Source organism: Photorhabdus hainanensis (assembly GCF_018448965.1).
Taxonomy (GTDB): Bacteria; Pseudomonadota; Gammaproteobacteria; order Enterobacterales; family Enterobacteriaceae; genus Photorhabdus; species Photorhabdus akhurstii.
In genome coordinates, this window is record NZ_RCWD01000012.1 from 74149 (window position 1) to 86264 (window position 12116).

11 protein-coding genes and 1 other annotated feature are annotated in these 12116 nt (G+C 40.9%); of the genes, 2 read left to right on the forward strand and 9 right to left on the reverse strand.

Features of this window, described 5'->3' with window-relative positions:
* Positions 1 to 4: 4 nt before the first annotated feature.
* From hisH to hisG, 5 genes are read right to left on the reverse strand one after another with little or no spacing between them, the layout of a single operon-like run.
* Positions 5 to 610, reverse strand: coding sequence for an imidazole glycerol phosphate synthase subunit HisH (hisH, locus tag EAE92_RS09630; protein WP_214067925.1), 606 nt, complete (start codon positions 608 to 610; stop codon positions 5 to 7).
* Complete coding sequence (gene hisB / locus EAE92_RS09635; RefSeq protein ID WP_214067926.1) at positions 610 to 1677, reverse strand: bifunctional histidinol-phosphatase/imidazoleglycerol-phosphate dehydratase HisB; 1068 nt, start codon at positions 1675 to 1677, stop codon at positions 610 to 612. The genes hisH and hisB overlap by 1 nt, the downstream gene beginning before the upstream one ends.
* The gene (gene hisC / locus EAE92_RS09640; protein ID WP_214067927.1) at positions 1677 to 2780 is read right to left on the reverse strand and encodes a histidinol-phosphate transaminase; all 1104 of its coding nucleotides are present in this window, start codon (positions 2778 to 2780) and stop codon (positions 1677 to 1679) included. Before hisC ends, hisB begins: the two co-directional genes overlap by 1 nt.
* A gap of 2 nt (positions 2781 to 2782) precedes the next feature.
* Complete coding sequence (hisD, locus tag EAE92_RS09645) at positions 2783 to 4099, reverse strand: histidinol dehydrogenase (protein ID WP_214067928.1); 1317 nt, start codon at positions 4097 to 4099, stop codon at positions 2783 to 2785.
* A gap of 6 nt (positions 4100 to 4105) precedes the next feature.
* Positions 4106 to 5005, reverse strand: a complete 900-nt coding sequence (gene hisG, locus EAE92_RS09650; RefSeq protein ID WP_214067929.1) for an ATP phosphoribosyltransferase — start codon at positions 5003 to 5005, stop codon at positions 4106 to 4108.
* A gap of 26 nt (positions 5006 to 5031) precedes the next feature.
* Positions 5032 to 5155: a sequence feature (His leader region), on the reverse strand.
* Between the two features lie 307 nt (positions 5156 to 5462).
* On the opposite strand from hisG, the gene EAE92_RS09660 reads away from it, so the two are divergent.
* Positions 5463 to 6290, forward strand: a complete 828-nt coding sequence (locus tag EAE92_RS09660) for an SDR family oxidoreductase (protein ID WP_214067930.1) — start codon at positions 5463 to 5465, stop codon at positions 6288 to 6290.
* Between the two features lie 6 nt (positions 6291 to 6296).
* Here the strand turns inward: EAE92_RS09660 and EAE92_RS09665 are convergent, their stop codons facing one another.
* Positions 6297 to 6917, reverse strand: a complete 621-nt coding sequence (locus EAE92_RS09665) for a glutathione S-transferase family protein (protein ID WP_214067931.1) — start codon at positions 6915 to 6917, stop codon at positions 6297 to 6299.
* A gap of 305 nt (positions 6918 to 7222) precedes the next feature.
* Here EAE92_RS09665 and EAE92_RS09670 point away from each other — a divergent pair, with 305 nt between their 5' ends.
* Positions 7223 to 8422, forward strand: a complete 1200-nt coding sequence (locus EAE92_RS09670) for a serine hydrolase (RefSeq protein WP_214067932.1) — start codon at positions 7223 to 7225, stop codon at positions 8420 to 8422.
* 92 nt (positions 8423 to 8514) lie between these two features.
* Here the strand turns inward: EAE92_RS09670 and EAE92_RS09675 are convergent, their stop codons facing one another.
* From EAE92_RS09675 to EAE92_RS09685, 3 genes are all read right to left on the reverse strand, one after another.
* Positions 8515 to 9369 carry a hypothetical protein gene (locus EAE92_RS09675; RefSeq protein ID WP_214067933.1) on the reverse strand — a complete coding sequence of 285 codons (855 nt, stop codon included), beginning with the start codon at positions 9367 to 9369 and terminating at the stop codon, positions 8515 to 8517.
* 559 nt (positions 9370 to 9928) lie between these two features.
* Complete coding sequence (locus EAE92_RS09680) at positions 9929 to 10267, reverse strand: hypothetical protein (RefSeq protein ID WP_036780031.1); 339 nt, start codon at positions 10265 to 10267, stop codon at positions 9929 to 9931.
* A 1023-nt stretch (positions 10268 to 11290) separates the two neighbouring features.
* On the reverse strand, positions 11291 to 11605 hold the full coding sequence (locus EAE92_RS09685) for a hypothetical protein (protein WP_036814664.1): 315 nt from the start codon (positions 11603 to 11605) through the stop codon (positions 11291 to 11293).
* Positions 11606 to 12116: the final 511 nt, after the last annotated feature.

Consider the following 12116-nt stretch of genomic DNA (forward strand, 5'->3'; position numbering starts at 1 on the left):
GTGCTTACATCTCCAGAAAATTCTTTAATAGTCTGGCTCCGGCAGCACCGGAACGTTCAGGGTGAAACTGCACGCCAAAGAAGTTATCTTTGGCGATTGCGCTGCTGAAAGTATTGCCATATTCAGTTTGCGCGATGGTGTAGGTATTCAGTGGGATCGCGTAGCTATGGACAAAATAGAAATAGGCATTGTTTTCAATACCACGGAATAATGGGTGTCCGGCTTTTGGCAGAACTTGATTCCAGCCCATGTGTGGCAATGGAAGCCCATGAGTAGCCATTTTTTGGACGGGGGAATCAATAATTTCGAGTAGGGTGATATTATCACTTGTAACATTATCGCTTTCTTCGCTGGTAGCAGCGAATAGCTGCATGCCGAGGCAAATGCCTAACACAGGTTGGCTGAGTACTTTAATTAACGGTATAAGCTCCCGTTGTTTCAATTGATCCATTGCGGCGCTGGCGGTGCCGACGCCAGGCAAAAGTAGTTTATCTGCTGCCAGGATCGTCGCTGCGTCCTGACTGATTTGAGGTTGATAGCCTAATTTTCGGATGGCATAAGCTACCGATGATAAGTTGGCGCAGCCAGTATCGAGAATGACGACTTTCATCACAGAACCCCTTTGGAACTAGGCAATGTATCGCCTTCTACCCGAATCGCCTGACGTAGTGTGCGGCCAAAGGCTTTAAACAGGCTTTCTGCTCTGTGATGATCGTTGCTGCCTTTCGTTTTCAGATGCAGTGTACAGGCCATTGCATAAGAGAGTGAACGAAAGAAGTGCTCAATCATCTCGGTACTTAGATCGCCCACCCGCTGGTGTTTGAATTCAGCTTTATATTCCAGATGAGGGCGACCAGAGATATCGAGAGCACAGCGGGCAAGGCATTCATCCATTGGCAACACAAAACCAAAGCGGCGGATGCCTCGTTTATCTCCCAAAGCCAGCTTCAATGCTTCCCCCAATGCCAGACCGGTATCCTCAACGGTATGGTGGTCATCAATACAGAGATCGCCTTTAACCTGAACATGCATGCGGAAACCGCCGTGGGTAGCAATCTGATCCAACATATGGTCAAAGAATCCAACACCGGTATTGATATCGCTGCCGCCTTCATGATCGAGCCAAACGTCAATATTGATGGATGTCTCTTTCGTGACACGTTGGATGTGAGCGTGGCGATCTTTACGGGTCAGTTGTTCACTGATAGCGGGCCAGCCAAGGTTTTTCGGATGATAACGTAATCCCTGAATGCCCATATTTTTTGCCAGTTGCAGATCGGTTTCCCGGTCGCCAATTACATAGCTGTTAGCGGTATCCATCGAACCTTCTGCCAGATATTTTTCCACTAGTTTGATTTTTGGCTTACGGCAATGACAGTTCTCTTCTGGTTTGTGAGGGCAGATTAAAACTTCATCAAAGTGGATGCCTTGAGAACTGAAAATCTGCATCATCAGGTTATGTGGCGGTTCAAACTGTTCTAATGGAAAACTGTCTGTGCCAAGACCATCCTGATTGGTGATCATAATTAGCCTGAACCCCGATTTTTGCAGGGCAAGCAGCGCAGGAATAACCCCGGTTTCCAGTGCCAGTTTATCCAGATGATCAATCTGAAAATCTGTTGGCGGTTCAGTGATCAGCGTACCATCCCGATCAATAAAAAGGAGTTTCTGGTTCATCAGTTTGTTGTCTCCTTTGGTTGTTCATTTATAGTGGAAAGGTTGTTGATGGCTTCAACCACCTGCTCACACTCTTTACGGCTGCCGATGGTGATCCGCAGACAACCCTCTAAACCGGGCTGTTTGCGCTGATCGCGCAGGATAATGCCCTGATGCCATAATGTTTTGAAAACAGTTTCTGCGTCATAAAATTTCACCAATATATAGTTGGTTTCACTGGGAAATACCTTTTCAACAATAGCCAATTTACTCAAGGTTTGTTGCAAATAATCGCGGTTCTTCCTGGTCTCAATGACGCGTTTTTGCATAATGGCGATGCCTTTTGCTGTCAGTGCTTGTGCTGCAATATCCGCAACGGGAGTAGAAAGCGGGTAAGGTGCGATCACTTTTAACAACAGAGTGATGATATCCACAGACGCGAGAGTAAATCCACAGCGCAGACCGGCTAAAGCAAAAGCTTTCGAGAGGGTTCGCAAAATGACTAAATTTGGATAGTTTTTTAGCCAGCTTGCGATACTATTTTCCGGGCAAAATTCAATATAGGCTTCATCGATAGTGACAATTGCACGATTGGCGGTCAGTTCCAGAATTTTACGCAATGAATCAGGATTAATTGAGTTTCCTGTTGGGTTATTAGGGCTACAGATATAGATTAATTTTACCCGGTCAAGGTTGTTTTCGATCGCTTCGATATCCAGTTGCCAATTTTCCAGTGCGGCAATTTTCTTTTGTTCGACACCAAAAGTTTCAGCGCTGACACTGTACATACCATAAGTCGGAGGGCAAAACAGAACCGCATCTTGTCCGGGTTCACAAAATACGCGGATGAGAAGTTCAATGGATTCATCAGCACCCCGACAGGCTAGCACTTGCTCAGGTTGTAATCCGACATAAGCGGCATAACGACGGATAACCGAGGCTGGCTGGCAGTCGGGATAGCGGTTTAACGTTCGCTCTGTGAATTGGAAATCAGGCGCTAGTGGATATTCATTGGCATTCAACCAAACATCGCCATTGCCGCCAAGGCGACGGGCAGACATATAAGGTGTTAATTTGCGGATATTTTCTCGTGCCAACAGATTGGCATCAAAAATGTTATTCATGTTCACTCCTTATCTGCAATATTTAGCGCGGCCACACGTAAAGTGACGGCGTTTTTATGGGCGGTCAGTTGTTCTGCTTGCGCCAGTGTTTCAATGGTCTGAGATAGGTTCAGTAGCCCTTGCGGCGTTAGTTTCTGGATCGTCATACGTTTTAGGAAATCTGCCAGACCAAGGCAGGAATAGGTTGAGGTGTAGCCATAAGTTGGTAATACGTGATTGGTTCCTGATGCGTAATCTCCCGCAGATTCCGGCGACCAGTCACCGAGGAAAACAGAACCGGCGTTAGTGATTTTTTCAACCAATTGTTCTGGCTGACGGGTTTGGATAATCAGGTGCTCTGGGCCATAGCGGTTGCTGATTTCTACGCACTGTTGCAGGCTTTTTGTCACAATAATCCGGCTGTGCGCTAGTGCTTTGGCGGCAATTTGGTTGCGGGGAAGCAGGGGAAGCTGTTTTTCGATTTCCGCTATCACTTTCCTGGCTAACGTTTCATCAGGTGTAACCAATATCACTTGTGAGTCAGGGCCATGCTCTGCTTGTGAGAGTAAATCGGCAGCTACAAAGATGGGGTTTGCTTCCATATCGGCGATAATAAGCAGTTCCGATGGGCCGGCAGGCATATCAATGGCGGCGCCATCTACGCGCTGACTAACTTGTCTTTTGGCTTCGGTAACATAAGCGTTACCTGGGCCAAAAATCTTATCTACTTTGGGCACGGATTCTGTTCCAAATGCCATAGCGGCGATGGCTTGAGCGCCACCAATCTGGAATATTTCCGTAATTCCACACAGTGCGGCTGCATAGAGAATTTCATTGGCAATCGGTGGTGGGGAACAAAGTACGACTTTATGGCAACCCGCTATTTGAGCAGGTGTTCCAAGCATCAAAACGGTAGAAAGTAATGGTGCGGAACCGCCGGGGATATAAAGCCCGACAGAATCAATAGGCCGTGTTACTTGTTGACAATAGACCCCGGGTTGGGTTTCTACTTCGATCTTTATAGGCTTCTGTGCTTCGTGGAAGACGCGGATATTATTCATTGCCCGTTGCATTGCCTGTTTAATGTCGTCATTCAGGCTGTTTTCCGCGGCGGCGATCTCTTCCGGCGAAATACGGATATTTTCAATAACCATTTTGTCGAAACGGCGGCTGAATTCACGCAGAGTGTGATCGCCGTACTCTTTTACCTCATGCAGAATTTGCTCCACTGTACGGGAGATTTCTTCGGAAGCTGAAATAGCAGGGCGTGTCAGTAAAGCGCTTTGCTGTTCATCATGGCATTTTTGCCAATGGATCAGGGTATCGAAACGGCTAGTCATTTTCGTTTACTCCATCATCTTTTCAATTGGCAATACTAAAATGGAGCTGGCGCCAAGGGATTTAAGTTTCTCCATCGTTTCCCAAAACAGTGTTTCACTGCTTACCATGTGCATGGCAACGCGGTTCTGATCCCCCGCCAGCGGTAGAATCGTTGGTCGTTCTGCCCCTGGTAGCAGAGCAATCACTTCTTCCAGCTTTGCACTTGGTGCGTGCAACATGATGTATTTGGATTCACGGGCCTGAATCACCCCTTGAATGCGAGTCAACAGTTTCTCAATCAATTGCTGTTTATCGGCGGGCATTTCACCATCACGTTGAATAAGACAGGCTTTGGAACGGTAGATAATTTCTACTTCCCGCAGGCCATTCGCTTCCAGTGTTGCGCCAGTTGAAACCAGATCACAGATAGCGTCTGCTAACCCGGCGCGTGGGGCAACTTCAACTGAGCCATTTAGCAGACAGGATTTAAAGTGGACTTTTTTCTGATCGAGATAACGTTTTAGCAGGTGAGGGTAAGAGGTTGCGATACGGGCGTTTTGTAAACATTCGGCGCCGGTATAGTTGTAGTCTAGAGGCGCGGCCAATGAAAGGCGGCAGGTGCCGAAATCAAGGCGGCGTAAAGTGAAATAACGTGGATCTTCTCCTTGAGCGCGGCGGTTTAATAGCTCTTCTTCCAGCACGTTTTCACCGATAATACCCAGATCGACAACGCCATCCATAACCAGTCCTGGAATATCGTCATCACGTACTCGCAAGATATCAATTGGCATATTCTCTGCGAATGCAATTAGGCGCTGTTGTTGCAGATTGATTTTAATACCACAGCGAGCCAGTAATTCTCGTGAATCTTCGCTTAATCGGCCTGATTTCTGCATTGCGATACGTAAACGTGATTTATCTAACATTTTTATCCCCACTTAAAATCGTAAACATAAAAAAACCCTCGGAAGGATTCTTCCGAGGGTTTTCATCGCATTCATGCCACCGGAAGACCCGCTAAACGTCTTCCAGCACACAACCGCCTGAAAGACTAATCAGGATGATGATGGTGGTAATGGCTAAATTGAATGCGGATCATAATGGTTTCTCTTTATTTATTATTGCTATTGGTGACTGTTTGCTGCCGGTTGCTTTTATTCACTGACCAGCAGAGGTTAAATTTTTTGTTCGCTATTCAACCTATACGATTTGACGGCCTAAAAGCAATCTATTTTTTTAACAATCAATTTATATTGTAATAATGTTTTGTTTTTACTCGAAATATTGTTTTCTTTGAGAGAGATACAGGACCAATAATAACAGTGGCTTAATGTTCGAATTATTTGCATAATCAAAATAATATCAGGCATATAAGGAGTGGTGATGAAAAAAGTTTCCATTATCGGTCTGGGGTGGTTGGGGATGCCATTAGCCAAGGCATTGAGTCGCAGTGGTATGCAAGTTGTTGGCAGTAAAACGACGCCAGATGGTGTAGAGGCAGCACGTATGTCTGGTATCGAATGTTATTTGTTACAACTGGAACCTCAGATCAATTGTGCGCTTGATGCTTTAGAGCAACTGATGGTAGCCGATGTGATGATCATCACTTTACCGGCAAGCCACACGGCGGGGGGCAGTTATAACTATGTTAAGGCAGTTCAGTTAATTGTCGATACCGCTCTTTCATACTCCGTGCCAAGGATTATTTTCACCAGTTCTACCTCTGTTTATGGTTTTGTTGCTGGCGATCTCAATGAAGATGCGCCTTTTTGCCCTGAAACGCCTTCCGCTCAGGCATTGGTTGAATTAGAGAATTGGTTGCACAAACTACCAAATATTTCCGTTGATATTTTACGTTTAGCCGGTTTGGTAGGCAGTAATCGTCATGCCGGGCGTTTTCTGGCGGGCAAAAAGGCAGTTAAAGGGGGGAATCAGCCGATCAATTTAGTTCATCAGGATGATGTGATTTCAGCCATTAACTTATTAATTCAGAGGAGTAACGGTGGGCATATTTATAATTTATGTGCGCCTGTTCACCCAACCAAAGCTGAATTTTACCCTAAGGCCAGTAATCAGCTTGATTTAGTTCCACCTGAGTTTTCCAGAGAAGAAACTCAGGTGCGCGGCAGAATTGTTGATGGCAGCCGTATTTGCCAGGAGTTAGGATTTAAGTATCAATATCCCGATCCTAGATGGATGCCAATGAGCTGATTTTTCTCAACTTAACTCAATCATAACAATTTCTTTGAACGCTGGTCTTTCTGCCATTAATTGATACCAGCGTTCAATATTTGGCAGAGATGGACGTTTGATTGGGATGTTAAGCCAAGGATAAATCATGGGTCCTAATGCAATATCAGCCATGCCAAATTTATCGCCAGAAAGATATTTCTGTGCTGCCAGGGTGTTATCGAGCACTTTCATCAGTTTTTCGATTTCAATCAGGGTTTGTTCTATTTGTTTTTGATCCCGCTCTGCTTCAGGTGTGCGAATAAAACCTATCACGAGTTGTCTGATATGAGGAAACAGATGTGAACCAACCCAATCCATCCATTTATCTGCATTTGCTCTTTCCTGTAAATCTTGCGGATAAAGCACATCTTTACCAAATTTCGCCGCAAGATAACGAACGATTGCGTTAGATTCCCACAGGGCAAAATTATCTTCTTGCAAACAGGGGATTTGCCCATTTGGGTTCATTTTCAGATATTGTGGGTCATCCAATTTGCCAAATTTACCACCAATATCGATCTGGTTGTACGGTACATTGAGCTCTTTCAGACACCAGAGCACTTTTTTTACATTGGAAGAGTTTTTACGGCCCCAAATGGTCAGCATGGGCTTCTCCTTGAATTGGAATAATAATAAAGTCGGTTATTTGCTACCAATATGTTTTATTGGATTACATGAAAACCAATGATCAGCACAATCTTTACACTGTTTATGTTGGTTTATTGTCGTACAACATTTTATATTAATATACCCGTCATCTTTCAAGTTGCTTCTTTGTTGGCTGCGCTCACTCACCCCGGTCACATAGTTCTCTATGTTCCCGGGGATTCGCTCCCTTGCCGCCGCGATGCATCTTGAAATCCATAGGGTATAAGAATTTGACATTTTTTCTTATTAAATAAAGGGGAACGATGATGAAGAAAAGTCTGGCGATGAAATGTGCTACTGCGGTGCTGATAGTGGCATCAATGGTAAGTGCCTGTGTTTATGCATCGGATGAACCTGTCGTTCCACCAGTGGACGCTAGAGCTTATGTGTTAATGGATTATGACAGCGGTAAAATCTTGGCAGCGGGAAATCCCGATGAGCGGCTCGATCCAGCCAGTCTGACAAAAATTATGACCAGTTATGTTGTTGGTCAGGCGATAAAAGCGGGAAAAATCACGCCGGAAGATATCGTTACTGTGGGAAAGGATGCTTGGGCGACGGGTAATCCCATATTGAAAGGTTCTTCTCTCATGTTTCTTAAACCCGGTGATAGGGTAAAAGTGATCGATTTGAATCGTGGCGTTGTCATTCAGTCTGGCAATGATGCCAGCATTGCTTTAGCTGATTATGTGGCGGGTAGTCAGGATGTATTTGTTAGTCTGATGAATAATTATGCAAAAGCGCTTGGGTTGACTAACACCCATTTTCGCACGGTTCATGGATTGGATGCTGAGGGTCAATTCAGTACTGCGCGTGATATGGCGATATTGAGTCAGGCCATGATCCGTGATGTTCCTGATGAGTATGCCCTGCATAAAGAGAAAACATTCACCTTTAATAAAATCCAACAGCCTAACCGTAACCGATTGTTGTCGAATAAGAATATAAATGTTGATGGTGTGAAAACCGGATATACCAGCGGCGCTGGTTATAATCTGGTTGCTTCAGCGACAGAGGGACCTATGCGGCTGATTTCTGTTGTACTAGGTGCGCCAAGTGATCAGGTTCGTTTCGCCGAAAGTGAAAAATTACTTGCATGGGGACTCCGTTTTTATGAAACAGTGACTCCCATTAAGGCTAGCGAACCGTTTGTTTCAGAAAAGGTTTGGTATGGCGATCGTTCAGATGTTGTTCTTGGCGTGGAAAAGGATGCGGCGATCGCCATTCCTCGCGGGCAGCTAAAAAATCTGAAAGCCAGTTACACGTTAAATCAGACGCCATTGACAGCGCCTTTGGCGAAAAATCAGGTTGTCGGCGTGATTAATTTCCAATTGGGGGATAAGGTGATTGAGCAACGTCCTTTGGTGGTTAAAGAGGCGGTGGAGGAAGGCGGCTTTTTTAGTCGCATTTGGGATTTGATTGTGATGAAAGTGAGTGGTTGGTTTAAGGCGATTTTTGGTTGATTTGACGTCAATGTGTGGTTTATGCGGCAGGTTGGGTGGAGTTATATTCTGCCTTGCTTAGGGCGCGGCATTTTGCCGCGCACGTTTTACACTTATTTTTTTTCATCCAGAGAGCAACGTTTGTTGTTTTTTACAGCAGATCCGTTGTACCGGCCTTTGAATAACAAGGCACCATCAGGTTTATCTTGCCAGTAAGCCCATAATTCAACTTCAGTTCTAACATGATGGCCAATATTTTCGTAGCGAATATGCGTAGGTGATAAACCTCGATAATTGCGGGTTGATGTTCCTTCATATCGGAGTTCATAGCTATTAGCGAATCCTGTTAAATCGCCACTTCTGAATAGAATACAGGTTGCTACGTCATGAAACTCTACCCATCCATTAAGCGGTTTATTTTCACCTTCAGTTTCTATTTCAAAGACAATGACATTTTTGCCAGTTTCAGTTTTACCAAATACCATCAGTTTTCCATCTTCAATGGGGCGCAATAAGGATATTGAATTCTTTTCTGGATCTATAATCAAACCACCATATTCAACCCCATTGACACTGGCTGTGTAGTTGGGAAAACGACTAACATTGCCTCCGCCGAAAATAACGAGAGGTTCTTGATGATTTGAAACATCAAGTTCACCAGCAAAAGGTCGGACAGCATCACCGTCAGAGAAAATCTTTTCACTTTCTCCAGAGCCAATAGCACCGTATATTTCTATTTTACTGTTCCAGGCGACTTCATCTTTTGCTATGGGAACAACAATGAGATTCTCAGAAACTAAGATCGGTGGAGACTGGTAAGTAATCCCCTCAAAGATAACATCATAAACATCAAAAAATTCAACACTGCCCTCAACAAATTTGACGGCTCTATGCCATGCTCCATCGTAGAAATAATCTGTTGCATAACCTGAGGATGGCTTTTTAATACGTTGGCTTTCTTCTGACATTTTATCACCTATTATGAAGAGAAATGAGTGAGAGAAAAATAGATATTCAAGCATTAAAAATAGTAGTAAGCATTATTGATATTTGTCAAGAAAATGGGTTTTAATTGGATTTTTATTATTTTATAGGTAATATTAGATAGGAAATTAATTTGTAAAAAATTAAAATATCCATGTTCAGAAATAGATTTAATATAATTGTTTTAATATGTTGTTATTGGGTGTGTTAAATATATGATCAATAAATTTATTGGAGTTAATTTTAGGTCTATTATTGTCTATTTGAAATGATTTTTAGATTCATTGCATATAGATTAATGACACCAAAATAGCATTATTGAAATAAGATATTGTTTATTAATTATTATGAACTTAAAGCTGTGTTGTCAGAACAGGCAGAACCTTGTGATTAAGGTCCTGCCTGGAGAAGGGAATTTCTGGTAGAAAATACTGTTAGTTTTTACTCAACATCAGTTTTGTTCTACCAGAGAGATACTACACTCAATTTCTATTGTAGCAATAAGGAATTAGGTGCAGCTATTTAGCAATTTATGACTTGATATTAAGAAGCCAACAATGTTGCGTTGTAGATATAATTGTAACCACCAGGAGAAACTGCTGATGAAGAAGTTATATTTACACGTTTGTTATTACTGCAAGCGTTCAGAAGAAGATGATACAGTGCAGCACCTCTGTAGTCCTGCGCATTCCACCATAACAGATAGTTAAATTTGCCGTTAGGGAATTGCATAGTTACAGTCACTTGCAATTGGTTTTGATCAGGTGCAGCCTGAACTGAAGTTACTGTACCAACAGCGAAATAGTAATTAGGAGTTGGAGAAGTGTTTTCAGGTTTATTTTCTGTTGCCGCTTCATTAGAAGCAGGATTTGCGTAGTTCATCGTGTTAACCTTTTAATTTAATGTAATTGAACAATAGAATTTTTTACCAAAATGTGCAGAACAGTAATTTGTCCGCCGAAGAAATATAAGATAATTGGTAATTGTAATCCATATTAAAAGTTTATCTGTGTTATATAATTATTGATGCTGTTAAAATGTTGCCAATAATATATTTCCTCTAAATGGTTATAATAATCAAAGGTATCACTCTAATCAAAAAATAATATTGATATTTATTTCGTGTCGTTGAAATTAAAAAATTAACAATCTGCTCTGGTAGGTATTATTTATGCAGGATGTTCTTATTAATAGAGTATGGGTGAGAAATAAGCCGTAGGCATTGAAACGAACAGCGAGTATGTAGTGAATGATTTAAATTTCTGTTTTCTAGTTAATATTCAGATAAAACATTATGAAATTATTATTATCCTATAATATTTCGCATAGATATATATAACTGCAATGTTTGGAATTAATTAATTTGAATCTATTTTAATGTTAATAGTGCCTGAGTGTATGATATTTTATTAATAATTATATATTACGAATGTTATTGATGTAATTACATATATTGTTAATTATTCACAGTGTACAATAATAGGATATTGTTATTCCTTGTTTTTTTAAGATTGAGTGAGGGCTGTGTTCTATCCTAAAGGTGGTTTTTATAAGAAATGTTTTCGGACGAAATTAAATTTTGATAATAATATATTGATATTGTCTGTATAAAATAGATAACTGGTTAATTAATTATAATTTTCTGGAGTTTTATTTCACATTATTTTTATGAATTTATATTTTTATATTAAATACAACCAGGCAGGCAGAGCGTTAATATTACGCTCTGCCTCAAATAGGGTAAAATGTGCTGTTGTAAAAGTCAGCTTCATTATACCAAAGAAATGTTGTGCCAAACTCCTATCACAAAAGTACTGTATGTTGCGATTAATGAAACCGCTTCAATCAGGTTGCGTTTCTATTAGGAATCTATTATTTGGCTCAAGCATTTCATAGGCGATCATTTTACATAGAGATTTCTACGCAATTAATATAATCGCAACCGAGAGGACCAACTTTTCCTACGGTTCCTATTTTCACATCTTTCTTCGCGCAAAGTGCTTCCATCAGGACTTTATAAATCGCCATGCCTCTATTATCTAGCAGATTCCATTTTAAAAGCATTTCTTCAGATGTGCCATCAAGCATTAATACAGTCACCATGACTTGCATAACTTTGTCTGGCATAACTTTCATTGCAATGACTTTACAGCTACGTAACATTACGTCGTCTATCATATCTTTGTCTTTGATTAAAGAAGGATGCATGTCGTTAATCATAATATAAACTCCAAAATATAAATTAATTAATAAATGACTTATATTGTCTCTGAATAATTAACGGAAAACCGTTTGTTTGAGAAATATAAGGTGGTTGGTACTTCTACTATAAAAGCAATCTACATAAGAAATTTTTTTCGCACTAAAAATATAGGACATTTAACATTTTTAATTGGCATATAACATTTTCTCTAACACATATAACTATAGGTGCCATTTATAGGTTGTCAAATAAATTTGAAAAAATAATGTAATTAATTGATAAGTAGAGTTATATTGCTAAAAATAGAAAATAAATTGTCAACATGATAAATATAAAATAACCGGAAGTTTTTATATTTCATATAATTAGATCAAATTAAAATGTTATTTGTAATTTATTTGTTTTGAATGATTAGCTTGGTAATTAAAAATTTAAATTATATTTTTAATTGTTGTAAATAAATATGGTTAATTTATTTATTTGAAATTTATATAAATATTAATGTAAATGAGATATTGTATGTGTTTT